We start from the raw sequence: 24,685 nt of genomic DNA on the forward strand, positions 1-24,685 counted from the left end.
GCGGGCCTAGCCTGCCTGATGGTCCAGGGCCTCGATGCGGCCCTTGAGGCGAGTGCTGAGCTCGCTCAGGTCGGTGGACCGTTCACTGGGCCAGCCCAGGGTCAAGGTGACGCCTTCGGCCCCGTAGTCGACCGCCTGCACCGGGATATCCTGCGCCTGGCACCACTGCCGGGCGTCGGCCTCGCCGGCAAAGTCGACCCGTATCTTGAGTGGGCGGCGCTCGATGCATTCGCCCCTGGGCAGGCTTTCCAGCGCCGTGACCAGCGCCTGGGTATAGGCGCGGGCGAGTCCGCCGGTACCGAGTTTGGTGCCGCCGAAGTAGCGGGTCACCACCGCGCCCACCTGGCCGATGCCATCGCCATCGAGTGCCTGAAACATCGGTCGGCCGGCGGTACCGCCCGGCTCGCCGTCATCGGAGAAGCCAATGTGCACCTGCTCCCCGGGCGGGCCTGCGATGTAGGCGCTGCAATGATGGCTGGCATTGGGATGCTGCCTGCGAGCCTCGGCCAGCAGCGCTTCGAAGTCCGCCACCTTGGGGGTGTGGGCCACCCAGGCGATAAAGCGGCTCTTTTCCACCTCGATCTCGCTTTCGTGCCACTCACCGGGGGCAAGCTCGGGTATCGGGTAGCGCATCAGGCGGCCATTTCTTCCTGGCGGGCGACACCCATGACCAGACCCAGCACACGGATGTCACTGTTCTTCAGGTAGATCGGGGGCATGGTCTCGTTGGCCGGCTGCAGGCGAACACCATTCTTCTCGATATAGAGCTTTTTCAGGGTGACCTCCTGGTCATTGATCATCACCACCGCCGTTTCGCCGTTCTCGGCGCTTTCCTGGCGTTCGATGATGATCACATCGCCGTCGAAGATATTGCAATCGATCATCGAGTTGCCGCACACCTTGAGGGCGTAAGTGTTGCGCCTGACCATGCGCGATGGCACCTGCAGGGTGGCGTTGTCCAGGCAGGCCTCGATCGGCATGCCGGCGGATACCTGCCCCAGCAGGGGGACCTCCACCAGGGCATCCGAGGTGGAGTCGACGGGAGCCCAGCTGTCGGCGATGGGCAGGTTGGGCAGGCGTTCGAGGAACTGGCAGGTCGCGATATCCATGGCGCGGGGTCTCCCTTGTTGTGAGGGTCGGGCTGTCACGGGATGGAGTAGCGGGTGGCGATTGGTGTCAACGTCGAGGGATCTTGATACTGTCGATTCATACAGTATGTAAAAGATAGCAGGCCTCGCCGCTCGTGCAAGTGCCATGGATCAACGAAAGGTGCATTGCCTGTGCGATTGCGGCTGTCAGCTGCGCTGGCTGTCTGGTTCGGGTAGTGCAATCGGTGTAAAGTCTGTGCGTGATTTGCTGCCCCGTCCCCTGGTTGTGGAGTGCCCTTTGCGTCTGTGTCTTGAAGCCCGACAACTGGCCTGTGAGCGCGATGGCCGCTGGTTGTTTCGAGGATTGGATGTTGTCCTCAAGGCGGGGGAAGTGCTCCGAGTCGAGGGACCCAACGGCAGTGGCAAGACCACGCTGTTGAAGATCCTGTGCGGCCAGATCGCCGACGTCGATGGAGAGGTGCGCTGGCAGGGGCGGGCGCTGCCCCGCGCCCGCGCCGACCTGCTGGCCAACCTGCTGTATCTGGGCCATGCCCCGGGTATCAAGGCCAACCTGAGTGCCCTGGAAAACCTGCGTTGGTATCAGGCGCTGGGGGGCGAGGGGCGCCCCGACGCCGAGCTCGAGGCGGCCCTGGCCGAAGTCGGCCTGGCCGGCTTCGAGGACGTCCCCACCGCCCAGCTATCGGCCGGCCAGAAGCGCCGGGTGACCCTGGCTCGTCTGGTGTCGAGTCGCCGTGCCCTGTGGGTGCTGGACGAACCTTTTACCGCGATCGATGTGGCCGGCGTGGCCGCCCTGGAGCGCCGCCTGGCCAACCATGCCGCCAGCGGCGGCGCGGTGCTGGTCACCACCCACCATCCGCTGTCCAATGTGCCTGGCGTACGCCGGCTGACCCTGGACGGACAACGACAGGTGGCTTCATGAACACGCCGACGTCTGGGTCGATCGAAGCCGCCGAGCCGGTCAGAGAGGCCGGTGATGGCCTTGGTCGCGCGATGGCTGCCACCTTCCGCCGTGACTTGACGGCGGTCGCCCGTCGACCGGGTGACGCCCTGACCCCGCTGGTGTTCTTCGCCATGGTGATCACCCTGTTTCCACTGGGGATCTCGCCGGAACCCGAACGCCTGGCGCTGATCGCCCCTGGCGTGTTGTGGGTGGCCGCCTTGCTGTCGGCACTGCTGTCGCTGGACGGCTTGTTTCGTGGCGACTTCGAGGACGGCACCCTTGAGCAACTGTTGCTTGCACCGCACCCGCTGTCGCTGCTGGTGCTGGCCAAGGTCGCCGTGCACTGGTTGACCACCGGGCTACCGCTGGCGTTGATGGCCCCCTTGCTGGGGGTGCTGCTGGCATTGCCCCAGGGCAGCTACCTGGCGCTGAGCGCGACCCTGGCACTGGGAAGTGGCTGCATCAGCCTGATTGGTGCCATCGGCGCAGGGCTGACGGTGGGGCTGGCGCGTGGTGGCATGCTGCTGTCGCTTCTGGTGTTGCCACTTTTCATGCCGGTGCTGATCTTCGGCACCGGCGCCATGGGCGCGGCGCTGGGCGGCGGGGAATGGCTTGGGCACCTGGCGGTGATCGGCGCGCTGTTGTCGGTAGCGCTGATGGCGGCTCCTGTGGCCATTGCCGCGTCGCTGCGCATCAGTATCCATGGTTGATCGGGCCGTCGTGGCCATCACGAATTCAAGGTTGATCGAGGTACAACGCTCATGTGGGCCTTCTTTCACAAGCTGGGATCGCCGCGCTGGTTCTACGGCATAGCCGCGCGTCTCTCTCCCTGGTGCTGGGCGCTGGCGCTGGCGCTGATCCTGGTCGGCAGCGTCTGGGGGCTGGCCTTCGCTCCGGCGGACTACCAGCAGGGCAACAGCTTTCGCATCATCTACGTGCACGTGCCTGCGGCCTTCCTGGCCCAGTCGATCTTCATGGCGCTGGCCGCCTCCGGCTTCGTATTCATGGTCTGGAAGATCAAGATCGCCGACATGGCGGCAGCGATGATGGCGCCGCTGGGCGCCGCCATGACCGCCATCGCCTTGCTGTCGGGGTCGGTCTGGGGCAAGCCTACCTGGGGCACCTGGTGGCAGTGGGACGCCCGCCTTACCTCGATGCTGATCCTGCTGTTTCTGTATCTTGGCGTGATGCTGATCCGGCGCGCCTTCGCCCGCCCCCAGAGCGGCGCCAAGGCGGCGTCGGTGCTGGCCATGGTGGGGGTGATCAACATACCCATCATCAAGTACTCGGTGGAGTGGTGGAACACCTTGCACCAGCCCGCCAGCTTCACCATCACCGAACGCCCGGCGATGCCGGTCGAGATGTGGATGCCGCTGTTGATCATGGTGCTGGGATTCTACGCCTTCTTCGCGGCCTTCACCCTGACCCGCACCCGTACCGAGATCCTGCGCCGTGAAGGCCACAAGCGCTGGGTGAAAGAGCTGTTCGAGGAGCGTCCATGATGGCTTTCGAATCGCTGGCCGAGCTGGTCAGCATGGGCAGCCACGGCCCCTATGTGTGGACCGCCTGGGGTGCGACCCTGGGCTTTCTGCTGTTGAGCGTGATTCTGGTTCGCGGTGAAAGCCGCGGTGTTCGGCGCACCTTGCGCCGCCGGCTGAGGCGTGACGCCGCGGTCGCAAGTTCCCCCTCGGAGGATCAAGATGAGGGCTAAACGCCGAAACAAGATGCTGCTGGTGCTTGGACTGGTGGCGCTGTGTGCGGTGGCGGTGGGACTGACGCTGTACGCCCTGCGCTCCAACATCAACCTGTTCTTCAGCCCGGTGCAGATTGCCGCCGGAGAAGCCCCCGTGGACCGGCAGCTACGTGCCGGCGGGATGGTCAAGGAAGGCAGCGTCCATCGTGACAGTGACAGCCTGGACGTCAGCTTCGTGGTCACCGACTACGTCGACGATGTCGAGGTGCGCTACAGCGGCATCCTGCCGGACCTGTTTCGCGAGGGGCAGGGCGTGGTGGTGGTCGGCGAACTGACCGGCGACGGCTATATCGCGGCCGACAAGGTGCTGGCCAAGCACGACGAGAACTATATGCCGCCCGAGGTCGCCGAGGCATTGGAAGACGCCGGCTATTCGCCGGCAGACTACAAGCAGGCGGGCCCAGGCACGTCGCAGTAGGCTTCGTGCATCGACAAAAAAGGTATCCCGACAACAGGGCTCCGTGGTGCGGGGCCTTGTTTGCCCGAGGGGGGCAGGGCCGAAGGCGTTTCTTCGAGCCAGAAGGGGACAGGGTCAATCGACCATAACGCAGGCGTTCCGGGCCCATGGGCCCACGCGATTCAGTCGCAGAGCCAGGCGCCAGTGGACTGACGCGGACGGAAGGCGGGCCAAGGTGAATCCATGCTGATCAAGATGATTCCGGAAATCGGACACTACGCGCTGATCGTGGCGCTGCTGATGGCCTGCGTGCAGGCGGTGCTGCCGCTGGCCGGGGCTGCCACTCGGCGCCCGCTGTGGATGGCCTACGCGCGGCCGATGGCGGCGGGCCAGCTGGCCTTTCTGTTGATCGCCTACGGCTGTCTGACGGCGAGCTACATGCTCGACGACTTCAGCGTGGTCAACGTCGCCAACAACGCCAACTCGCTATTGCCCTGGTACTACAAGTTCAGCGCGGTGTGGGGCAACCACGAAGGCTCGGTGCTGCTGTGGAGCCTGATCCTCGGAGTCTGGACCTTCGCCGTGGGCTGCTTCTCCCGGGGGCTGCCACCGGACATGGTGGCGCGCGTGCTCGGCGTGATGGGGCTGGTCAGCGTGGGCTTTCTGGCCTTTGTGCTGATCACTTCCAACCCCTTCGAGCGTTCGCTGCCGAATATCCCCGCCGACGGCGCCGACCTCAATCCGCTGCTGCAGGACGTCGGTCTGATCATCCATCCGCCGATGCTGTACATGGGTTACGTGGGTTTCAGCGTGGTCTTCGCCTTTGCCATCGCTGCGCTGCTGGGCGGACGCCTGGATAGCGCCTGGACCCGTTGGGTGCGCCCCTGGACCAATATCGCCTGGGCCTTTCTCACCGTCGGCATCGCGCTCGGTAGCTGGTGGGCCTACTACGAACTGGGCTGGGGCGGCTGGTGGTTCTGGGACCCGGTGGAGAACGCCTCGCTGCTGCCCTGGCTCGCCGGCACCGCGCTGATCCACTCCCTGGCGGTGACCGAAAAGCGCGGCACCTTCAAGAGCTGGACGGTGCTGCTGGCGATCACCACCTTCTCGCTGTCGCTGATGGGCACCTTCCTGGTGCGCTCAGGGGTGCTGACCTCGGTGCACGCCTTCGCCAATGATCCTTCGCGGGGCCTGTTCATTCTGGTGCTGCTGGGCATCACCGTGGGCCTGTCACTGTTGATCTTCGCCCTGCGCGCGCCACGGGTCAGCCAGCCCGGAGGCTTCAACTGGGTATCCCGCGATGCCCTGTTGCTGGTCAACAACATCCTGCTGGTGGTGATGACGGTGACGGTGCTGCTCGGGACCGTCTATCCGCTGCTGCTCGACGCGCTGAACCTGGGCAAGATCAGCGTGGGGCCTCCCTACTTCAACGCCCTGTTCGTGCCCCTGACCGTATTGCTTTGCGTGTTCATGGGGCTTGGCCCCAGCGCCCGCTGGAAGCGCATGGCCGGGCGCGAGCTGCTGACCCGCCTGTGGTTCGCCGGTCTCGGCGCCCTGGTCATCGGCGTGGCGGCGCCGCTGGTCTACACCGGGCAGTGGAACCTGAAGGCGTCGCTGGGCCTGGTCGCGGCGCTGTGGCTGGTGCTGTCGCTGGTGCGTGACCTGTGGGGCAAGACCTCCCGAGCCGGCTCGCGCCTTGGCGCCCTCAAGCGCCTGACGCCTGCCTACTGGGGCATGGTGCTCGGCCATCTGGGGCTTGCCGTGACCATCATCGGGGTCGCCCTGGTGTCCAACTATTCGGTGGAGCGCAACGTGCGCATGAATGTCGGTGACCGCGTCGAGGTCAACGGAATCGGCTTTCACATGACGGCGCTGGACGAGCGTCGTGGGCCGAACTATGTCTCCGACGCGGCCACCATCGAGGTGACCCGAGAGGGCGCCAGCGCAAGCTTCGAGATGCACCCGGAGAAGCGCCTGTACATCGCGCGCGGCATGCCGATGACCCAGGTGGCGCTGCGGCCTGGCCTGTTCCATGACCTCTACGTGGCCATGGGCGAGGAGCTCGACGACGGCAGCTGGGCGCTCAGGGTGCAGATCAAGCCCTTCGTGCGCTGGCTGTGGCTGGGCGCACTGCTGATGGCCGCCGGTGGCATCATCGCCGTCGCCGACAGGCGCTACCGTCGCCGCTTGAGCGTACGTGAGCCCGAACCTGTCGTGACGGCCAGGGAGGCCAGTGCATCATGAAAGATCGTCAGCCGCTGGCCTTCGCTCCTGTCATTGTCGTCACGGCCAGGGAGACCCGTGCATGAAACGTCGACTTCTATTGCTGTTGCCGCTGGTGCTGTTTCTGGCGCTCGGGATCTTTCTCTATCAGGGGCTGTCGATCAACCCCTTTGAAAGGGAATCCGCGTTGATGGCCAGAGAGTTCCCCGACTTCGAGCTGTCGACCCTCGAGGATCCCGACCGTCGGGTGAGCCAGGACGCGCTGTCCGGCGAGCTTTCCCTGGTCAATGTCTGGGGTAGCTGGTGTCCGACCTGTCGTCAGGAGATGCCGCAGCTTCTGGATCTGGCCGAGCGTGGGGTACGCCTGGTCGGGGTCGACTACAAGGAAGAAGGTGCCAGCGACGGCGAGCGCAGAGCCAGGGGAAGCGCCTTCCTGACCCAGTTCGGCAATCCCTTCGAGTTCAATATCTTCGATCCCGAGGGTACCCTCGGCTTCGATCTCGGCGTCTACGGCGCTCCCGAGACCTTCCTGGTAGACGCCGAGGGGATCATTCGCTACCACCACACCGGCTATATCACCGCCGACGATGTGGAGAAGATCATCTTGCCGGAGGTGGAAAAATGGCGTTGATCGATCTGTGCTGCTCGAGCGCTATCAGCGCCCGCACCCGCGCTATCAGCTCCAGCGCCCGCACCCGCGCTAGCGGCGACGACCGCAGCGCCCGTGCACGTAACCTGCCTGGCTCGGGCCTTGGCTGGCTGGCGGGCATGGTGCTGGCGCTGTTGATGCTTGTCGCTGCGCTCGACGCTCGGGCGGAAGCCATCGAGGTACGCGGCTTCGACAACCCGGTGACCGAAAAGCGCTATCAGGAGCTGACCGCCACCCTGCGCTGCCCCAAGTGCGAGAACCAGGCGATCGGCGACTCCAACTCGCCGATCGCCGCCGACATGCGCGAGCGGGTCTACGCCCAGCTTCAGGACGGCCGCTCGGACAAGGAGATCATCGACTTCATGGTCCAGCGCTTCGGCGACTATGTCCTCTACAATCCGCGTCTCGAGGGGCGCACCCTGCTGCTGTGGGGGCTGCCCGGCGCGCTGGTCGTCATCGGCGCCCTGGTGCTGTGGCTGATCATCCGCTCACGGCGACGCACCCAGGTACGCAGGCTGTCCGCCGAGGAGCAGGCGCGCCTGGACGACCTGATCGATAGAGAGGGATCCGCATGACCCTGTTATGGCTGGCCTTTGCCGTTCTGCTGCTGCTCGCGGCCTGGCTGCTGATTCTGCCCCTGCGCCGTGCGGCGAAGGTGGAACGCCTGCAACGTGCGCTGGAGGACAGCGATGACGCCGCCGCCCAGAACGTGGCGGTCTATCGTCGTCGGGTGGCGTCGCTGGAAGCGGCCAAGTCTCGGGGAGACATCGACGCGGCACGCTTCGACGAGGATCTCAGTGAACTCCAGCGCAGCCTGCTCGATGACACCGAGCGGCTCAAGCGCTCGCCGCTGAAGTCTGCCGCTGCGGGCAAGCTGGCGGTGCCGCTGGTGCTGGTGGCGGTGGTGGTGGTCAGCGTGGTGTGGTACCGCTGGGAGGGCGCCGAGGGCGACCTGGTGCTGTATCAGGCCATCGAAGAGGTACGCAACGACCCCGAGGCCAGCCTCGCGCTGATGATCCATCGCCTCGAGCAGCAGGCCGAGAGCCAACCCGACAACCCTCGCGTGTGGCAGACGCTGTATCCGCTTTACCGCGACAGCGGCGCCTACGCCCAGGCCAGCGATGCCATCGAGCGTGTGCTTGCGCTGGAGGGGCGTTCACCCTGGTGGATCGGCGAGTTGGCCAAGATGCAGTACTTCATCAACGAAGGGCGGCTCGACGATCGCATTCTGGCGCTGTCCCGGGAGGCCAGTCGTGAGGCGCCGAATCTGCCCTCGGCCATGTGGTTTCTGGGGGTCGAGGCCTTTCAGAACGAGGACTATCAGGGCGCCCTGGGCTTCTGGCGGCGTGGTCTGTCGACGGCAGACGACTCGCCGTTGTCCGAGGCCATGCGCCAGGGCGTCGCCCAGGCCGAGCAACGCCTGGCCCCTGCGGCGAGCGAGCGCAATGTCCTGGTCAGCCTGTCGCTGGCCGATGAACTGGTCGGGCGTCTAGCGCCGGAGACCACGGTGTTCGTGGTGGCGCGGGACAGCGAAGGCAAGCTGCCGCCGCTGGCCATCGAGCGCCTGACCCTGGCCGACCTGCCGGCCAGTCTGACGCTTGACGCCAGCGATGCCATGTCGCCCATGGCAAGCCTCGCGCAGGTCGATGAGGTACGTCTGCTGGCGCGCGTATCGTCCAGCGGCCAGGCCCAGCCCCAGGCCGGCGATCTCATGGGTGAACGACAAGGGGTTGCAGTCGGCGGCCCGGACATGGATCCTGTCGCGCTTATCATCGATCGAGTGATTGAATAGTCCATGCGTCTGACGTCGATCCGGCTGGCCGGGTTCAAGTCCTTCGTCGATCCGGTCACGGTGCCCTTTGACGGCAACATGACCGCCATCGTCGGTCCCAATGGCTGCGGCAAGTCGAACATCATCGACGCCGTACGCTGGGTCATGGGCGAATCCTCGGCCAAGACCCTGCGTGGCGAGTCGATGACCGACGTCATCTTCAACGGCTCCACCGGGCGCAAGCCGGTGGGCATGGCCTCCATCGAGCTGACCTTCGACAACCGCGACGGCACCATGGGCGGGGTCTACGCCCAGTACGCCGAGATCTCGGTCAAGCGTCAGGTCACCCGGGACGCCCAGTCCAGCTACTTCTTCAACGGCCAGAAGTGTCGCCGACGCGACATCGCCGACCTGTTCCTGGGCACCGGCCTGGGGCCGCGCTCCTACGCCATCATCGGCCAGGGCATGATCTCGCGGCTGATCGAGGCGCGTCCCGAAGAGCTGCGCGCCACCCTGGAAGAGGCCGCCGGTATCTCCAAGTACAAGGAGCGCCGTCGCGAGACCGAAAATCGCATGCGTCGCACCCAGGAGAACCTGGACCGGCTCGACGATATCCGTGAGGAGCTGGACAAGCAGCTCGAGCGGCTCAAGCGTCAGGCCGAGGCGGCCAGACGCTACCAGTCGTTGAAAGAAGAAGAGCACCGGGTCAAGGGCGAACTCGCACTGCTGCGCGGACGCGCCCTGCGTGCCGCCCAGACCGAGCAGGACACCCGGGTGCGCGAGCTCGAGACCGCGGTGGAGCGCGAGGTGCTCGGCATGCGCCAGTGCGAGACCCGGCTGGAAGAGGCCCGCGCCGAGCACGATGGCCTGGCCTCGGAGCTCGACCAGCGCCAGGCACGCTTTTACGAGACCACCACCGCCATCGCCCGCCTCGAGCAGGAGCTCGAACACACCCGCTCCCGCGATCAGCAACTGGCGCGGGATCTCGAGAGTGCCCGCCGCGAGCTCGAGGAGCTCGATCGTCTCGGCGAGGACGACAGTCAGCGCCTGCTGGCCCTCGAGGATCGCCTGGAGACCCTGGGCCCCGAGCAGGAAGAACTGGCAGAGCAACTGGCCGAGCTGGAAGCGGCGCTGGAGGAGGCCGAGCCCGCGGTGGAGGAGGCCGACGCCGAATGGGAGGCCTTCAACGAACGCTGGCGCAGCGACAGCCACGAGGCTGAACGCACCCAGGACCGACTGCGTGAGCTGGAAGCTCGGCTCGAGCGCATCGCCGCCGACCGTGCCAAGCGCCGTCAGCAGCTCGATGAATTGCCGGACCTGGCCGGCCTCAGCGCTCAGCGCGAAGAAGTGAAGAGTCAGCTGGCCGAGCACGAGGCCCGCGCCGAGGAGCTCGAGGAGCGTCGTGAACGGCTGATCGAGCAGCGCGACGCCAACCGTCGCGAGGTTGTCGAACATGACCGCGCGCGCGAGCAGGCGCTTGCCCGTCACAGCGCCCTGGGTGGCGAGATCGCCTCGCTGGAGGCGCTGATCGAGGCGGCCCTGGCCGACCACGACGAAAGCCTGGACCGGCACCTGGCCGAGCATGGCCTTGCCGAGGCGCCACGACTGGGCGAATGCCTGAATGTCGAGCCCGGCTGGGAGGAGACGGTGTCCTGGGTGCTGGGTCCCTGGCTCAGGGCCCGCATGGCGTCGTCGAGTCACTGTCGTGAGGTGATGGCCTCGCCGCTTGCCGCCGAACTGGCACTGCTCGATTCAGAGGTCAGCGTCGACGCTGCCGGCGACAGCCTGGCGGCGAGGGTCAAGGGCGCCGGTGCGGCCGCGCAGTGGCTCGCCGGCATTCGCTGTGCGGCCTCCCGTGACGAGGCCTGGCAGGCACAGGATCGGCTCGAGGCGGGGGCCAGCCTGGTGACCGCCGACGGCCTGTGGCTAGGCCCTGGTTGGGCGCGCCAGCGGGGCGAGGGAGATGGGCCGGATGCGTTGCTGGTGAGCCGTGCCCGGCTGGACGAGGCAAGTGCCGCCCTGGCAGAGCAGGAACAGCGGCTGGCGTCCGTCGAGCAGGCCCGCGAAGGTGCCCAGGCGCTGGTCGATCAGGCCGAGCAGGGGCTCGAGCAACTGCGGCTGTCGGAGCGTGAGCTGGATCAGGCGCGTCAGCAACTGGCGGTTCAGGACAATGGACTGGCCAGCCGGCTTGAGCATCTGTCCAGTCGCGGCGCCGAGATCCACGAGGAGCTCGAGGGCCTGGCCGAAGCCGACGAGGAAGCGCGGCTGGCCATCGAGGAAATGCGCGAGCAGTGGCAGAGCGCCATGGCCCGGCTGGAAGAGGGCGCCGAGGTACGCGAGCGTCTCGAGCGCGAGCGCACCCAGGCGCGCGAGCGGCTGGCCTCGCTGCGTACCCGCCAGCGTCCGCTGAGCGAGCGCTCCCAGCAGCTCACCCTGGAGCACCAGCGGTTGACCACCGAGCGTGCTGGCCTTGCCGAGCAGCAGGGGCGCGCGGGGGATACCCGCTCACGCCTGGAGGAGCGGGTGGCCGAACTCGAGGAAGCGCGTGAGGGACTGCATGAGCCGGATGAGGAACGTCGCGAGCGCCTCGATGAGCTGTTGCACCGGCGCGAGCAGGAGGAGCGCCAGCTCAATGAGTCGCGGGCACGGGCGGCGGCGCTGGTCGAGCGTCTACGCGACGACGAGCAGGCGCGGCAGAGCCACGAGCGAAATCTCGATGGCGTGCGCGAGCGTCTGCAGGAGGCGCGTATGCAGGTTCAGGCATTGGCGCTGAAGGCCGAGACCCAGGATGAGCAGCTCAGGGAACTTGGCCACGATGCCGAGGCTCTGACACAAGGGCTGGACCCCAATGCCACCGAGTCCGCCTGGCAGACCCGGCTGGAGGAGCTGGGCGAGAAGATTCGCCGGCTGGGGGCGATCAACCTGGCCGCCATCGAGGAGTACGAGCAGCAGGCCGAGCGGCGTGACTATCTCGAAGCGCAGCAGGCCGAGCTGAACGAGGCCCTCGAAACCCTGGACAAGGCGATCCGACGTATTGATCAGGAGACGCGGATGCGATTCCGCGATACCTTTGAGCGGGTCAACGCCGGCCTGCAGTCGCTTTTCCCGCGAGTCTTCGGTGGTGGAACCGCATGGTTGACCCTGACAGGCGATGATTTGCTGGAAACCGGGGTGGCCATCATGGCGCGACCTCCGGGCAAGAAGAACAGCACCATTCATTTGCTGTCCGGGGGAGAAAAAGCACTGACGGCGTTGTCCATGGTATTCGCCATCTTTCAGTTGAACCCGGCGCCGTTCTGTATGCTCGACGAGGTGGATGCGCCCCTGGACGATGCCAATGTCGGGCGCTATGCCAAGCTGGTGAAGGAAATGTCCGAGAGCGTTCAGTTCATCTATATCACCCATAACAAGATCGCCATGGAGGCCGGTGAACGACTGATGGGTGTGACGATGCAGGAACCTGGCGTCTCGCGACTGGTCTCGGTGGGCGTGGACGAGGCGGCCGCGCTGGCAGAAGCATGATGCACTTGAAAGGTGGTTATAATAGGGTTACCAAGTAAGACCATGATACTGCATGGCAAGGTAAGCAAAGGGAGTTGGAAGGGCGAATGCGAAGGGCACTGTCGAGAAGACCGGAGAAAATCCGGCGCTTGACAAATAAAAAAAGTGGCCCTTTTTTTCGCAATCACGCTATGCTGTTGACGGACAACCATCAGGCATGGCGCCTTAGCAAAGGCATGACGACCCATGGAACTAAGAGAGTGGCTGATCATTCTGGGGCTGGCACTGGTGACCCTCATCGTTATCGATGGGGCGCGTCGCCTCCAGCGCCAACGTCGCACTCCCCGCCTTGATGAGGTGCAGGGAGACGTCCTCGATAGTGGCTACGGTAGCTACGAAAGCGGCTATGGCAGTGGTCATGGCAGTCGCCATGATCAGGAACCCGCCATGGCGGCTAGCCCCGGACCCAGCGCGCCAGAGCGTCGGGAGGTGGCCTCGGTAGAGGACGACCCCGAGGAGCGTGCGCGCCAGGAAGAAATCAACTGGGAGCTGCCCAATGGAGGGGCCAGGGTCGTCAGGCCTGCGGATTTCTCCAATGTTCAGCCCAAGCCCAAGCTGCAGCGCCAGGAGCACCCCGGGCCATCCCGGGTGTTGTCCGAATTCCGCTCCAGTCAGGCCAGTCGCGCTCAGGAGGCTGGTGACAGCCAGCGCGCCGATGGATCGTCGACCAATGACCGGCCGGCGGACACCGTTGCCCCGCGAGCCAGTCAGCCGGCACCTGTAGCCCGGGCCGAGCAGCCCGCCCAGGCAGAGGGTGTAGAAGAGGGTGCAGAACAAGCGCCCGCCGAGGCAGAACCGACTCCAGCACAGGCAGAGCCGTCGGTGCGGGTCGATCAAGCGCCCGCGCAGGCCCCGAACGCTGAAGAAGTGGCCGAGCAGTCCTCCCTGTCAGACGAGCCCATGGCGGCCGACAGCCGCGAGGAGCCACGGGCCACCAGCGAGACGACGATGGACGCTCCGGTGGACGCGGACGCCTCCACCGGCAAGACTGCCCAGGACGAACACGCGGTGCGTGACGATGTCGCCGACGCGGGTGATGGGCGCCGCGAGCCCAGCTTGAGCGCGCGTCGTGACGATGACGTCGCCAGCGAGCCCGGCGACGCTGCCATGCCGTCTCTGGCGGCGGACCCACAGGACCATGAGGAATTCGACGAGGATCAGTATCGTCTGGTGGACTTCGAGGGGATGGGAGATTCGTTGAAGGATCGCTCTCGTCGCATGGGTTCCTCCGTGCATCGTTTTGGCGCTTCGCTGCAGAAGTCGCTGGGAGAGCGCCGGGAACAGAAGCGTATCGAACGCGAGAAGCGTGAGAAGGAAAGAGCCGAGAAGGCACGGCTCAAGGCCGAGCAGAAGGCCGAACAAGCCAAGCTCAAGGCCGAGGAAGAAGCTCGCCGGCAGGCCGAACAGGCACAGCATCAGGCCGAACAGCAGCGTCAGCGGCAGCAGGAAGAAGGGCTGCGTCAGGAGGAGGCCGAGCGCCGCCGTCAGGAAGCCTTGCTTGCCAGGCAGGCCGCTGCCGATCAGCGTGGCGCCTCGTCGATGGAAGACGAAGCCTCGTTCGACGATGCCACGTACGACGAAGCCGCGTATGACGAAGCCGCATTTGATGAAACTAAGGACATCGATGTCGAAGACTCCAGGGTGCGCACCCATCCGGTGCTCGAGAAGGCCCTGCGCCACGACGTCAACGCCGAGCATGCCCGTGACAGCCTGAGCAATGCCGAGGAAATCATCGTCATCAGCGTGATGTCCCGTGACGAGGACGGCTTCCCTGGCACGACCCTGCTGGAGCTGATGATGGCCTGCGGTTTGCGCTACAGCCGAGACATGGGCATCTTCCATCGCTTCGAGACCGAGGATGAGGGCAGCGCCCTGCAGTTCTCCATGGTCAACGTGCTCAAGCCCGGGACCTTCCCGATCGAGGCCATGGACGACTTCACCACACCTGGTATCACCCTGCTGATGCCGCTGCCCAGCGCCAAGGACAGCTCGGCGGCCTTCGAGGCCATGGTCGAGACCGCGATGGTGATCGTGCGCCATATGGGGGGTGAGCTGAAGGACGAGAATCACAGCGTGATGACCGCCCAGACCGTGGAGTTTGCCCGCCAGCGGGTGCAGGAGTTCGAGCGCCGCCACCGCCTGCATCGTTATCAGGTGAACTGACCGCGCAGGCGCTGCCTGGCACGCGACGGCCCCGTGGAGACACGGGGCCGTCTGCGTTTTCCTTCTGTGTCTTGATGGGGCGGACCGGGGTTGCCTGTCGGGGGCGGTGATGCCTGGCGGTTTTCTCCCGGCGGGCATGGGGTAGAATGGCCGATCATCAGCACTTCGCACTTCGCCAGGACAAGGGTTTACATGACCACCGATGCTTCGACCCGTGACGAGGTCGCGCGGCTTCGCACCGAACTCGATGACGCCAACTACCGCTATCACGTGCTCGACGACCCGCGTCTGCCCGACGCCGAGTACGACCGGCTGCTGCGTCGGCTGACGGAGCTCGAACAGGCCCATCCCGAGCTTGCGAGCCCCGACTCGCCGACCCAGCGGGTCGGTGCCAAGCCCGCCGACGGCTTCCCCGAGGTGACCCACGCGCTGCCCATGCTGTCGCTGGACAACGCCTTCGATGACGATGAGATACGAGCTTTCGTCAAGCGGGTGGCCGAGCGTATGGAGCTGGACGCCGACGCACTGTCGTTCTCCTGTGAGCCCAAGTTCGACGGCGCTGCGGTCTCGCTGGTCTACCAAGACGGTGTGCTGGTCAGCGGTGCCACACGTGGCGACGGCCGTACCGGCGAGGGCATCCTGTCCAATCTGAAGACGCTGAAGTCCATTCCGCTGCGCCTTCGGGGCGAGACGCCGCCGACGCTGATGGAGGTGCGCGGCGAGGTCATCATGCGTCACCAGGAGTTCGAGGCGATGAACGAGCGTGCCCGTGAGCAGGGCAGCAAGGTCTTCGCCAATCCTCGTAATGCCGCCGCCGGCAGCCTGCGCCAGCTCGACCCCAGGGTGACCGCCACGCGGCCACTCGAATTCCGTGGCTACCAGGTAGCGCGCCTTGAGCCCGATGGAGGCGCGAGCACCCATAGCGAACTGATGCAGCGGGTGGCCGAGGTCGGCCTGCCGGTCAGTCGCGAGCTCGAAGTGGTCAAGGGGGCGGACGGTGTGATCGACTACTGCCGCCGCCTGGGGGAGCGTCGTGAGCGCCTGGACGTCGATATCGACGGGGTGGTGATCAAGGTCGACGAGCTACGCCTGCAGCGCGAGCTGGGCTTCGTTTCGCGGGCGCCGCGCTGGGCCATCGCCTTCAAGTTCCCGGCCCAGGAGCAGACCACGACCCTCACCGACGTGGAATTTCAGGTGGGGCGCACCGGGGCGATCACCCCGGTGGCACGGCTCGACCCGGTCAGCGTGGCCGGGGTGACGGTGTCCAACGCCACCCTGCACAACGCCGACGAGATCGCGAGGCTTGGCGTGCGCATCGGCGACCGGGTCGCCATTCGCCGCGCCGGCGACGTGATCCCCCAGGTGGTCAGGGTGGTCGAGGCGGCAGGCGAAGGCGAGGATATCGTCTTTCCCGAGCGCTGCCCGGTGTGCGAGTCCGAGATAGAGCGGATCGAGGGCGAGGTGGTGGCACGCTGCTCCGGCGGGCTGGTATGCGCCGCCCAGCGCAAGGAGGCGCTCAAGCACTTCGCCTCGCGCCGGGCGATGGACATCGACGGCCTCGGCGTCAAGCTGATCGATGCCCTGGTCGAGCGTGACTGGGTCAAGACCCCGGCGGACCTGTTCAGCCTGTCCGCCGAGCGACTGGCAGAATTGCCGCGCATGGCCGAGAAGTCGGCGAGCAATCTGGTCGAGGCGCTGGAAAAGGCCAAGGCCACCACCCTGGCACGCTTTATCTACGCCCTGGGTATCCGCGAGGTCGGCGAGGCCACCGCGGCCAACCTGGCGAGCCACTTCGGCAACCTCGATGCCCTCAAGCAGGCCGACCGTGAGACGCTGGAGGCGGTGGACGACGTGGGTCCGGTGGTGGCCGCCCATATCGCTACCTTCTTCCACCAGGCGCACAACCTCGAAACGCTGGAGGCGTTGATCGCCGCGGGGGTGCACTGGGACGAAGTCGACGTCGGCGAGCGCCCCACGCCCTTGGAAGGCCAGACCTGGGTGCTCACCGGTACTCTGGAGACCATGACAAGGGACGAGGGCAAGGCGCGCCTGCAGGCGCTGGGCGCCAAGGTGGCTGGCAGCGTGTCGAAGAAGACCCATTGCCTGGTGGCCGGCCCCGGTGCCGGTAGCAAACTGGCCAAGGCCGAGCAGGCGGGGGTCGAGGTGATCGACGAGGCGACCTTCCTCGCGCGCCTTAACGAGTGGGAATCCGAGAGTTCGGAGGAGCAAGCATGAGCCGTTTCGTCGAAGTACCCTATCGCATGTTGCCCGGGGAGACGCTGGACGCCCTGCTGGAAAGCTTCGTCACCCGTCAGGGCTACGACACCACCGACACCGGAGAGGGCATGAATGGCTGGGTCAAGGAGCTCAAGGGCCAGCTCGAGCGCTCGGAGCTGATCATCGCCCACGATCTGGAGACCGAGAGCACCGAGGTGCTGACCCTGGCCCAGTGGCGATCCTTTGGCAGAGACATCGCAGATGACGAGGAAGAAGGAGACATCTGATCTGCCGATGCCCCCGGCCACCAGACGCTTGCTGCGGCGGGTGTAAAAGACGACGGCCCGCCTTCAAGGCGGGCCGTCGGCGTCTGGGCGTTGCTGCTTGCGTCCAGCCCTGGAGCAAGCCTTGGTGCTCATCCTGGAGTCAGCCCTGGCGCTTGCCCTGGACGATATCGCGGATCAGCCGCCGCCCCGGGTGCAGGTGGTCGGCCAGGGGGGCTTCCAGCGGCAGCGGTTCATCGCAGATCCGCGAGGCCAGCAGTTCGGCGCACAGCGGCGCGCTGGCCAGCCCCCGTGAGCCGTGGGCGGCGCTGATCCATAGGCCGGGATGGTGGCTGCCCGCGACGTCCGGCACCCGGGTGGCGTCCTTGGCCAGCACCGCGTAGTCGCGAAGCCATGCCGGCTGATCGGGTAGCGGGCCAGCGTAGGGCGTCTTGTCGGGGCTTGCGCAGCGCACACCGCCACGACCGTCGAGAGTCTCGAGCGCCAGCGGGTGGCCGGCTTGGCGCAGCTGGTCGAGGTAGCCCGGCAGGGTTCTGTCGAGTTCCTCCAGGTTGGCCTGGTGGTCTTCGTCGAGGGTGTCGTTGTCGCTACGCCCCGGGGCAAAGGTCGCGCCGAAGGTCAGCACGCCATCCAGCGGCGGTGCCACGTAGCCACCGGCGCAGACCACTCGCTTCGGCGCCGGGGCCTCGAGCGCCAGGGGCGCGCGGCTGACCTGGCCGCGTACCGCCTGCAGCGGCAGGCCAGTGACCTGGCTGAAGTCAGCCGAGCGATAGGCGGCGGCGACGATGACCTGATCCACCTCGATGGCGACGCTGGAGTGATCGCCCTTCAGGGCGTGGCTGCCGACAAGACGCCAGCCGCCGTCCTCCAGAGGCTCGATGCTGTCGATGCTGGCCTGGACGAAGGTCACCCCTGGCGTGCGGGCGAGCTGCTCGCACAGCTCGCGCGGCCTGGCCCAGCCTGCCAGCGGATAGTAAAGGCCGCCGTGGGGCAGCGAGAGCTCGGCGAGGCTGGAGGCCTCGTCGGCGTCGATGCCACGCACCACAGTGTGGGGAAGGCCGTGGTGATCGAGAAAGCGTCGCTGACGACGGGCCTCGCGCTCGTTGGCACCGAGTTGCAGCACGCCACAGGGCGACCACAGGCGCTGCTCGGGGTCGAGCCGGGCGAGCCAGCGCTGGCTGTAGAGCAGCCCGCCCAGATAGACCCGGCTCTGGTGGTTGGTGTCGGCGGCGAGCTTCACGTATAGCGCGCCCTGGACATTGCCGGAGCCCCCGCTGCCGGGTCGCGAAGCGTCGATCAGGGTGACCTCGACACCACGTCGGGCCAGCGCCTCGGCGGCGCTGCAGCCGGCGATGCCCGCGCCGACAATGGCCACGCGCCGACAGGGCCGCGCCTCAGGGGGACGAAACCAGGGGGTGTGACGTCTGCCGGTATCGTCGGGAGGCGAGTCGATCTCGCCGGCGAGCATCTCGCGCTTGCGTCCATGGCCCGGTACCTTGCGCCAGGTGAAGCCGGCGGCCTTGAGCCCGCGCTTGACGATGCCGGCGCAGGTGAAGGTGGCGAAGGTGGCGCCAGGACGGGAGTGCGCCGCCATCGCGGCGAACAGTGCAGGCTGCCACATCTCGGGGTTCTTCGAGGGGGCGAAGCCGTCGAGGAACCAGGCGTCCACCAGGCCGTCGAGCAGCGCAAGGCGTTCGCTGCTGTCACCCAGGTGCAGATCGAGAATGACCCGGGGCGACAGCACCAGTCGATGCACCCCGGTGACCGCCGCCGGCCATTGGCGAATCAACGCCGCCGCCTTGTCGGCCAGATCCGGCTGGCCTGCCAGGGCCCGAGTCAGATCCTCGGCGCTCATGGGATAGCGCTCGGTGGAGACGATGTGCAGCCGCGCCCCGGGGGGCGCCAGCGTCTCGAAGCTGTGCCAGGCGCACAGCACGTTGAGCCCGGTGCCGAAGCCCGTTTCACCGATCACGAAGGGGCGCTGCTCGTGCCAGGCGGCAAAGCGCTGGGGCAGCCGGTTGGCGGCGATAAACACGTGCTCGGTCTCGGCGCGACCGTCGTGGCGCGAGAAGTACACATCGTCGAAGGCACGGGAGTGAGGGCTGATTCCGCTGTCGTCCTCTCGCCAGTCCAGTTCGGCGGTAGTGGCGGCGGTCAGGGCGGGGAGGCCATCTGGAGATGATGTCACGTCGTAGATTTCCGGCTGGCGGGGCTGGTCAAGAATTGATCACTCTGTTGTCGAGGGCGTGGCAACAGGGTTACAGCAATGCGTCCGCGGCGTTTCAACAGACTTTTCCACAGACTCTGTGAACAAGCAGGCTGTGAACAAGACCTGTGCAAACAGGCTGTTCGTGAACGGCAGCCAGGACATCGCCTGTCCACGAACAGGTGCCAGAAGCAGGGTGCCCGCGATCCCGCCAGGTGCGCGGGGCAGGCACTCGGCTCGCCTCAGGGCAGGACCTTCTTGAACGGCTTGACGGTGACCGACGCGTAGACGCCGGCGATCATGTAGGGGTCGGCATCGGCCCAGGCCTGGGCGCTGGCCAGGTCGTCGAACTCGGCGACCACCAGGCTTCCGCTGAAGCCGGCGTCGCCGGGATTTTCGCTGTCCACCGCCGGGTGCGGTCCGGCCAGCACCAGGCGTCCCTCATCGCGCAGGGCCTCGAGTCGAGCCAGGTGGTCGGGCCGGGCGGCCAGTCGACGTTCCAGGCTGTTGTCCACATCTTCGCTGATGATCGCGTAGAGCATCGATAGTTCCTCGATAGGGCCCGGTTGACGTTGGCCCGGGCAGACTCGCCGGGCGGTCGGATGCCGCTCTACGGCATCCTGGATGACGATCACCCGGCTCGGGGAGGCGCATGCGCGACGCGACCAGCATTGACCGCGGCAGGCGCCACGCGCACCATGGAGGCCATATTCTGTCAAAGTCGCCGCCCGGCGTCATGTCGAGGAGCCAGTTTCCTGTCCCATGCCAGCCCTTCCTGAGTCCTTCGAGGGCACGGCCCTCGCCATCGATCTGCATATGCACTCGACCGCTTCCGACGGCGCTCTTGCGCCGTCGGAACTGGTGACGCTGTGCCACGCCAAGGGGCTTTCGCATATCGCCCTGACCGACCATGACAGCCTCGAGGGGGTCGCCGAGGCCGACCTTTGCGCCCGCGAGCTTGGGCTGTCGGTGCTGCCCGCCAGCGAACTGTCCTGTCAGTGGCGGGGACTCAATATCCATGTGGTCGGGCTGTTGCCGTCGGGGCCGGGGGCCATGCTGGAGGCCGGCCTTGCCGAGCAGGCCATCGCCCGCGAGAAGCGTGCCGAGACCATTGCCCGGCGACTCGAGCGCATCGGCCTGAGCGACGGGTTGGCCAAGGCGCGTGCCTGGGCCGGCAGCGACCGGCCGCTCAATCGCCCCGACTTCGCCCACGTGATGGTGGCAGAAGGGCTGGTGGCGGATCTGTCCGGGGCCTTCAGCAAGTATCTTGGCAACGGCAAGATCGGCGACGTGAAGTCGCATTGGCCCTACCTGTCCGAGGTGGTGGAGTGGATCCTCGACAGCGGCGGCGTGGCGGTGCTGGCTCATCCCCTTCGCTACAAGCTGACCCGGCGCAAGCGCGGCCTGCTGCTCGACGAGTTCTGTCGGGCGGGGGGCCAGGCGGCGGAGCTGGTCAGCGGCTTCCAGAACCCGGATGTCACCCGGGACCTGGCGCGACAGTTGATGGAGCGCGACCTGTACGGATCGCTGGGCAGCGACTTTCACTTTCCGGGAGGACACCTGGCGCCGGGCAGCATGAGTCCGATTCCGCGCACCGCGGTGGCGCCGGTGTGGGCCCATCCGCGCCTTGCCGCCTGGTTCGCCAGCGCGGCGAGTACGGACGTGGCGGGCCCTGGCGCGACAAATGCGAGCGTGGACGATGACACCCCGCGCGCCGGCCCGGAAGACAAGAGCCCTGAAGACCAGAGCCCGGAAGGCGAGAGTCCGGAAGACCTGAGCCCCGAAGACAAGAACGCCGCCCATTCGGTCTAGTCTCAGAGGGAAGGCCCGCGCTGCGCCTCGTGCTTTCTTCGCCAACTTCTTTTGCCCGTTTGTTCGCCAGGGAGGCAACATGACCCAGTACTTTCAGATTCACCCCGACAACCCCCAGAAGCGCCTGATCGACCGCGCGGTCGAGATCATCCACAAGGGCGGAGTGGTGGCCTATCCGACCGACTCGGGCTACGCCCTGGGCTGCCACCTGGGGGACAAGAAGGCCATCGAGAAGATCAAGTGGCTCAGGTCGCTGGACGACAAGCACAACTTCACCCTGGTGTGCTCGGACCTGTCGGAGATCGGCACCTACGCCAAGGTGGACAACGCCGTCTTCCGCCTGCTCAAGGCCCACACCCCAGGCGCCTACACCTTTATCCTGCACGCCACCACCGAGGTGCCCCGGCTGCTGCTGCATCCCAAGCGCCGCTCCATCGGCGTTCGGGTGCCGGACCACGAGATCTCGCGTGCCCTGCTTGAACGCCTGGGCGAGCCGCTGATGAGCGTGACCCTGATTCCGGTAGGGGAGGCGTTGCCGATGACCGACCCCGAAGAGATTCGCGATCGCTTCGGTGCGCACCTGGATCTGGTGATCGACGGTGGCGCCTGTCAGCTGGAGCCGACCAGCGTGATCGATCTGCGCGACATGCCGCCGGTCATCGTGCGCGAAGGGCGCGGCGATATCTCACCCTTCCAGGAGTAGCGCTCGACGCAAACCAGCGAAAGCATGCGGCGCATTGTCAGAAAGGCGACAGGCGAATACCGCCACGATGATGGGGTCGCGTTCCTGGCTCGCTCTCCCGGGCCGCGGTTGTGGACCCCGCCTTAGACAGAGGGCCCGCTGCGGTCGGGATTGCTGACGCCATCGTCTTCGTCATCTTCGCGCTTGGCCTTTTCTTCCTCACCGCCGTCGTCCTCCGGTTCCTCTTCTGGTTCTTCCTTCGGCGCGTTGGGGTCGGGGGTGTCCTCGTCGAGCCAGGTGCCACAGATCAGGCAGTACTTGGCACGCTGCTCGTGGCGGTCGTGGCCGCAGCCTGGGCAGGCTTCGTCGGAGTAGCGATCGGCACGAATCGAGCGGATTACCTCGGCGGAGAAGACCCCGGTGGGGACCGCGATGATCGAGTAGCCGATCAACATGACCACCACGCTGATGGCCTGGCCAAGCGGCGTCACCGGTGAGATATCGCCGTAGCCCACCGTGGTCAGGGTCACCACCGCCCAGTAGATGGCTACGGGAATGCTGGTGAAACCGGCCTCCCTCGGCTCGATCAGATACATCATCGAGGCGAAGATGGTCACCAGCATGAACACCGTGAACAGGAACAGGAAGATCTGGTGGCCGCTGCGCTTCAGCGCGTCGATCAACAGGCGTCCCTCGCCGACGAATTCCATCAGTCTCAGTATCCGGAAGATGCGCAGGCTGCGCAGCAGGCGGATGACGATCAGCGACTGGGCCCCGGGGATCAGCAGCGCCAGCCAGCTCGGCAGGATGGCGATCAGGTCGACGGTGCCGTAGAAGCTCTTCAGATAATTGAGCGGCCGCTCGAGGCAGTAGAGCCTGAGGACCAGCTCGATGGTAAAGAGGATGGTGAAGGTCCATTCGATGGCCCGGAACAGCTCGCCATACTGCATGCGCAGGCTATCGACGCTCTCCAGCACCACCACCAGCACGCTGGCCAGGATGGCGGTGATCAAGGCGATGTCGAAGCCCTTGGCCAGCCGGGTATCCGACTCGAAGATGATCTGAAAGATGCGCGTCTTGAGGCCTTCGGCGGCCGGCTTGTAGCCGTTGATCACGGGCGTGTCCTTGTGGTCTCGGGGCATTCTCCTGCAGGGATTAGGTTATCGCCTACAGGAAATGGGGCCATCGTCGGCGTTGCTCGCTATTGACGTTACTCCATCTCGACGTTGTCGGGTAGCCGGCGACCGAGTCTCAACAGGCCGGCGCCGACCTCGGCACTGAGCCAGTCGGGACGGTGCTCTGCGTCCTCGAGGGAGCCTTGCAGGTGCTTGACTTCCTCACCGACACCGGGCGCCGACGAGCACTGTGCAAGCCGCTCTAGCGTCTCCCGGGCGGTGACCATCCAGCCGCTGTCCTGGGTGTCGGCGTAGGCGTCGAGGGCGACCACCAGGCGATGCAGCAGGGTCGAGGGGCTGTCGCCGGACGGCAGCCGCCAGCCCTCCGCCAGTGCCGTCCCGCGAGCCGCCTTGCTGGTGTCCGATGGGCGCAGCGGGACGCTCTCGGCGAAGCCATCGGCCAGCTCCAGTAGCTGTCTGGCGTCTCCCCGCTTGAGCTCGAGCTCGACCTCGCGGATGGTAACGCTTAGCTCCCCCACGCGAATCTCGCCCTCGTCGAGGGCGATTTCGACCTCGCCACCATCGCTTTGCAAAAGCCACACCTCCCGCTGAAAGTCGGTGGTAAAGCAGGGGGCGAGGCGGGTCAGCAGGGTCTCGTCCAATGCCTGGATCGGCTCGAGCCCCTTGAGACCTTCCAGGTCGAGGGTGTCGCCGGCCACCTTCCATTCCCATTCTCCCCGGGTGGACAGGCCACCACCGCCCTGGCCGCTGGTCTTCAGGGTCTGGCGCCACTCGTCGCCGATACGCCGCAGACGCAGGGCCACGCGGGCCTCTTTGAGATATCCCTCAGGGGTGTCGTAGTAGGTATTGACCAGCGTCTGACGGCGGGAAGCCTCTCCGGCGAGGCGGGGGTGGCGTCGTAGCGCATCCGGGCCATCCGGCCCCAGGGCGAGTTTGAGTTCGACTTCATGGCTCATGCGGAGCGTCCTGGCAGGGATAATGGAGGGTGAATCACATCAATGTGACGTTAGTGAGGCAGTATTTTTTCCATGACGTGACAGTTTGGGGTCACTATACTGTCGCCGCCATTTCTCCAGTGTCCGTGACTCCCTATGGTGACATCAAATCCGTTTTCGGCGATGTTTGGCCGCTCCCCCTTTCAACCGCTGCTGGCCCATATCGAAAAGGCGCACGACTGCTCTGCCGAGCTGCTGCCCTTCTTCGAGGCGACCCTTAGGGGCGACTGGGATGCGGCGGCCTCGCATCGTGAAGTGATTACCCGGCTCGAACACGAGGCGGACTCGCTGAAGACCGAGCTGAGGCTGAACCTGCCCAACACCCTGTTCCTGCCGGTTTCCCGTTCGGACCTGCTGGACCTGGTCAGCGTTCAGGACAAGATCGCCAACAAGACCCGCGACATCACCGGCATCATGCTCGGCCGCCAGATGCAGGTACCCGACGCCCTGGCGACCCCGATGCGTGAGTACATCGCCACCGCCGTCGACTGTGTCGCCCAGGCGCGTCAGGCCCTCGAGGAACTCAAGGACCTGCTCGAATCCGGCTTCGGACGCAATGTCACCGAGCTGATGCAGAAATTGATCCGTGGGCTGCATGATCTCGAGCAGCGTGCCGACGAGCAGCAGATCGCCATTCGTCGCCAGCTGTTCGCCCTCGAGAAGGACCTGCCGCCGGTAGACGTGATGTTCCTCTATCAGATCATCGAATGGATCGGAGAAGTGTCGGACCGCGCCGAGCGGGTCGGCAGCCGACTCCAGATCATGACGGCGAACTGAAGACCGTCTT

Annotated in this window: 22 protein-coding genes; 16 read left to right on the forward strand and 6 right to left on the reverse strand. The window is 66.1% G+C overall.

The window, feature by feature from the left end; all coding sequences use genetic code 11:
- Positions 1-6: 6 nt before the first annotated feature.
- Together KUW00_RS20695 and lexA are read right to left on the reverse strand one after the other, a co-directional pair.
- On the reverse strand, positions 7-633 hold the full coding sequence (locus KUW00_RS20695; protein ID WP_222570027.1) for an IMPACT family protein: 627 nt from the start codon (positions 631-633) through the stop codon (positions 7-9).
- Positions 633-1,109 carry a transcriptional repressor LexA gene (gene lexA / locus KUW00_RS20700; protein WP_045991117.1) on the reverse strand — a complete coding sequence of 159 codons (477 nt, stop codon included), beginning with the start codon at positions 1,107-1,109 and terminating at the stop codon, positions 633-635. Before lexA ends, KUW00_RS20695 begins: the two co-directional genes overlap by 1 nt.
- A gap of 277 nt (positions 1,110-1,386) precedes the next feature.
- On the opposite strand from lexA, the gene ccmA reads away from it, so the two are divergent.
- From ccmA to KUW00_RS20765, 13 genes are all read left to right on the forward strand, one after another.
- Complete coding sequence (gene ccmA / locus KUW00_RS20705) at positions 1,387-2,028, forward strand: cytochrome c biogenesis heme-transporting ATPase CcmA (RefSeq protein ID WP_045991116.1); 642 nt, start codon at positions 1,387-1,389, stop codon at positions 2,026-2,028.
- Complete coding sequence (ccmB, locus tag KUW00_RS20710; RefSeq protein WP_108449932.1) at positions 2,025-2,759, forward strand: heme exporter protein CcmB; 735 nt, start codon at positions 2,025-2,027, stop codon at positions 2,757-2,759. The genes ccmA and ccmB overlap by 4 nt, the downstream gene beginning before the upstream one ends.
- Positions 2,760-2,810: 51 nt before the next feature.
- On the forward strand, positions 2,811-3,551 hold the full coding sequence (locus KUW00_RS20715) for a heme ABC transporter permease (protein ID WP_045991114.1): 741 nt from the start codon (positions 2,811-2,813) through the stop codon (positions 3,549-3,551).
- On the forward strand, positions 3,548-3,760 hold the full coding sequence (gene ccmD / locus KUW00_RS20720) for a heme exporter protein CcmD (RefSeq protein ID WP_231498600.1): 213 nt from the start codon (positions 3,548-3,550) through the stop codon (positions 3,758-3,760). The genes KUW00_RS20715 and ccmD overlap by 4 nt, the downstream gene beginning before the upstream one ends.
- On the forward strand, positions 3,750-4,220 hold the full coding sequence (gene ccmE, locus KUW00_RS20725; RefSeq protein WP_045991113.1) for a cytochrome c maturation protein CcmE: 471 nt from the start codon (positions 3,750-3,752) through the stop codon (positions 4,218-4,220). Before ccmD ends, ccmE begins: the two co-directional genes overlap by 11 nt.
- A gap of 222 nt (positions 4,221-4,442) precedes the next feature.
- Positions 4,443-6,443 carry a heme lyase CcmF/NrfE family subunit gene (locus tag KUW00_RS20730; RefSeq protein WP_108449933.1) on the forward strand — a complete coding sequence of 667 codons (2,001 nt, stop codon included), beginning with the start codon at positions 4,443-4,445 and terminating at the stop codon, positions 6,441-6,443.
- A 61-nt stretch (positions 6,444-6,504) separates the two neighbouring features.
- Positions 6,505-7,053 (forward strand): DsbE family thiol:disulfide interchange protein, encoded by a 549-nt coding sequence (locus KUW00_RS20735; protein ID WP_124803420.1) that lies wholly within the window; start codon positions 6,505-6,507, stop codon positions 7,051-7,053.
- Entirely contained in the window at positions 7,044-7,646 is a 603-nt protein-coding gene (locus KUW00_RS20740; RefSeq protein WP_308812416.1) for a cytochrome c-type biogenesis protein CcmH, read from the forward strand. Before KUW00_RS20735 ends, KUW00_RS20740 begins: the two co-directional genes overlap by 10 nt.
- The gene (gene ccmI / locus KUW00_RS20745; protein ID WP_222570028.1) at positions 7,643-8,863 is read left to right on the forward strand and encodes a c-type cytochrome biogenesis protein CcmI; all 1,221 of its coding nucleotides are present in this window, start codon (positions 7,643-7,645) and stop codon (positions 8,861-8,863) included. Before KUW00_RS20740 ends, ccmI begins: the two co-directional genes overlap by 4 nt.
- A 3-nt stretch (positions 8,864-8,866) precedes the next feature.
- Complete coding sequence (smc, locus tag KUW00_RS20750) at positions 8,867-12,364, forward strand: chromosome segregation protein SMC (RefSeq protein ID WP_222570029.1); 3,498 nt, start codon at positions 8,867-8,869, stop codon at positions 12,362-12,364.
- Between the two features lie 225 nt (positions 12,365-12,589).
- Entirely contained in the window at positions 12,590-14,566 is a 1,977-nt protein-coding gene (zipA, locus tag KUW00_RS20755; protein ID WP_124803414.1) for a cell division protein ZipA, read from the forward strand.
- Between the two features lie 192 nt (positions 14,567-14,758).
- Positions 14,759-16,801: an NAD-dependent DNA ligase LigA gene (gene ligA, locus KUW00_RS20760; protein ID WP_222570030.1), complete on the forward strand. Its 2,043-nt coding sequence runs from the start codon at positions 14,759-14,761 to the stop codon at positions 16,799-16,801.
- The gene (locus tag KUW00_RS20765; RefSeq protein WP_108449937.1) at positions 16,798-17,070 is read left to right on the forward strand and encodes a YheU family protein; all 273 of its coding nucleotides are present in this window, start codon (positions 16,798-16,800) and stop codon (positions 17,068-17,070) included. The genes ligA and KUW00_RS20765 overlap by 4 nt, the downstream gene beginning before the upstream one ends.
- Before the next feature lie 139 nt (positions 17,071-17,209).
- Here KUW00_RS20765 and mnmC read toward each other — a convergent pair whose 3' ends face one another.
- Positions 17,210-19,255, reverse strand: a complete 2,046-nt coding sequence (gene mnmC / locus KUW00_RS20770) for a bifunctional tRNA (5-methylaminomethyl-2-thiouridine)(34)-methyltransferase MnmD/FAD-dependent 5-carboxymethylaminomethyl-2-thiouridine(34) oxidoreductase MnmC (protein WP_222570031.1) — start codon at positions 19,253-19,255, stop codon at positions 17,210-17,212.
- 260 nt (positions 19,256-19,515) lie between these two features.
- Positions 19,516-19,815 (reverse strand): YciI family protein, encoded by a 300-nt coding sequence (locus tag KUW00_RS20775; protein WP_045991104.1) that lies wholly within the window; start codon positions 19,813-19,815, stop codon positions 19,516-19,518.
- A gap of 220 nt (positions 19,816-20,035) precedes the next feature.
- On the opposite strand from KUW00_RS20775, the gene KUW00_RS20780 reads away from it, so the two are divergent.
- Positions 20,036-21,085 carry a PHP domain-containing protein gene (locus KUW00_RS20780; protein ID WP_222570032.1) on the forward strand — a complete coding sequence of 350 codons (1,050 nt, stop codon included), beginning with the start codon at positions 20,036-20,038 and terminating at the stop codon, positions 21,083-21,085.
- A 79-nt stretch (positions 21,086-21,164) separates the two neighbouring features.
- Positions 21,165-21,788: an L-threonylcarbamoyladenylate synthase gene (locus KUW00_RS20785; protein ID WP_045991103.1), complete on the forward strand. Its 624-nt coding sequence runs from the start codon at positions 21,165-21,167 to the stop codon at positions 21,786-21,788.
- A 122-nt stretch (positions 21,789-21,910) separates the two neighbouring features.
- Here KUW00_RS20785 and KUW00_RS20790 read toward each other — a convergent pair whose 3' ends face one another.
- Positions 21,911-22,879 carry an ion transporter gene (locus tag KUW00_RS20790; protein WP_315901234.1) on the reverse strand — a complete coding sequence of 323 codons (969 nt, stop codon included), beginning with the start codon at positions 22,877-22,879 and terminating at the stop codon, positions 21,911-21,913.
- A gap of 98 nt (positions 22,880-22,977) precedes the next feature.
- The gene (locus KUW00_RS20795; RefSeq protein WP_222570034.1) at positions 22,978-23,859 is read right to left on the reverse strand and encodes a CYTH domain-containing protein; all 882 of its coding nucleotides are present in this window, start codon (positions 23,857-23,859) and stop codon (positions 22,978-22,980) included.
- Between the two features lie 135 nt (positions 23,860-23,994).
- Here KUW00_RS20795 and KUW00_RS20800 point away from each other — a divergent pair, with 135 nt between their 5' ends.
- On the forward strand, positions 23,995-24,675 hold the full coding sequence (locus KUW00_RS20800) for a TIGR00153 family protein (protein WP_045991100.1): 681 nt from the start codon (positions 23,995-23,997) through the stop codon (positions 24,673-24,675).
- Positions 24,676-24,685 lie beyond the last annotated feature (10 nt).

This window comes from Halomonas sp. DP5N14-9, assembly GCF_019802175.1.
Lineage (GTDB): Bacteria > Pseudomonadota > Gammaproteobacteria > Pseudomonadales > Halomonadaceae > Halomonas > Halomonas litopenaei.

Bases quoted from the DNA above. Each gene is read 5' to 3' on its own strand.
- ligA (WP_222570030.1), top strand. From the start codon at position 14,759: ATGACCACCGATGCTTCGACCCGTGACGAGGTCGCGCGGCTTCGCACC.
- ccmI (WP_222570028.1), top strand. From the start codon at position 7,643: ATGACCCTGTTATGGCTGGCCTTTGCCGTTCTGCTGCTGCTCGCGGCC.
- KUW00_RS20765 (WP_108449937.1), top strand. From the start codon at position 16,798: ATGAGCCGTTTCGTCGAAGTACCCTATCGCATGTTGCCCGGGGAGACG.
- smc (WP_222570029.1), top strand. From the start codon at position 8,867: ATGCGTCTGACGTCGATCCGGCTGGCCGGGTTCAAGTCCTTCGTCGAT.
- ccmB (WP_108449932.1), top strand. From the start codon at position 2,025: ATGAACACGCCGACGTCTGGGTCGATCGAAGCCGCCGAGCCGGTCAGA.
- ccmE (WP_045991113.1), top strand. From the start codon at position 3,750: ATGAGGGCTAAACGCCGAAACAAGATGCTGCTGGTGCTTGGACTGGTG.
- lexA (WP_045991117.1), bottom strand. From the start codon at position 1,109: ATGGATATCGCGACCTGCCAGTTCCTCGAACGCCTGCCCAACCTGCCC.
- KUW00_RS20780 (WP_222570032.1), top strand. From the start codon at position 20,036: ATGCCAGCCCTTCCTGAGTCCTTCGAGGGCACGGCCCTCGCCATCGAT.
- ccmD (WP_231498600.1), top strand. From the start codon at position 3,548: ATGATGGCTTTCGAATCGCTGGCCGAGCTGGTCAGCATGGGCAGCCAC.
- KUW00_RS20775 (WP_045991104.1), bottom strand. From the start codon at position 19,815: ATGCTCTACGCGATCATCAGCGAAGATGTGGACAACAGCCTGGAACGT.
- zipA (WP_124803414.1), top strand. From the start codon at position 12,590: ATGGAACTAAGAGAGTGGCTGATCATTCTGGGGCTGGCACTGGTGACC.
- KUW00_RS20695 (WP_222570027.1), bottom strand. From the start codon at position 633: ATGCGCTACCCGATACCCGAGCTTGCCCCCGGTGAGTGGCACGAAAGC.
- KUW00_RS20715 (WP_045991114.1), top strand. From the start codon at position 2,811: ATGTGGGCCTTCTTTCACAAGCTGGGATCGCCGCGCTGGTTCTACGGC.
- KUW00_RS20800 (WP_045991100.1), top strand. From the start codon at position 23,995: ATGGTGACATCAAATCCGTTTTCGGCGATGTTTGGCCGCTCCCCCTTT.
- KUW00_RS20785 (WP_045991103.1), top strand. From the start codon at position 21,165: ATGACCCAGTACTTTCAGATTCACCCCGACAACCCCCAGAAGCGCCTG.
- KUW00_RS20730 (WP_108449933.1), top strand. From the start codon at position 4,443: ATGCTGATCAAGATGATTCCGGAAATCGGACACTACGCGCTGATCGTG.
- KUW00_RS20735 (WP_124803420.1), top strand. From the start codon at position 6,505: ATGAAACGTCGACTTCTATTGCTGTTGCCGCTGGTGCTGTTTCTGGCG.
- KUW00_RS20795 (WP_222570034.1), bottom strand. From the start codon at position 23,859: ATGAGCCATGAAGTCGAACTCAAACTCGCCCTGGGGCCGGATGGCCCG.
- KUW00_RS20740 (WP_308812416.1), top strand. From the start codon at position 7,044: ATGGCGTTGATCGATCTGTGCTGCTCGAGCGCTATCAGCGCCCGCACC.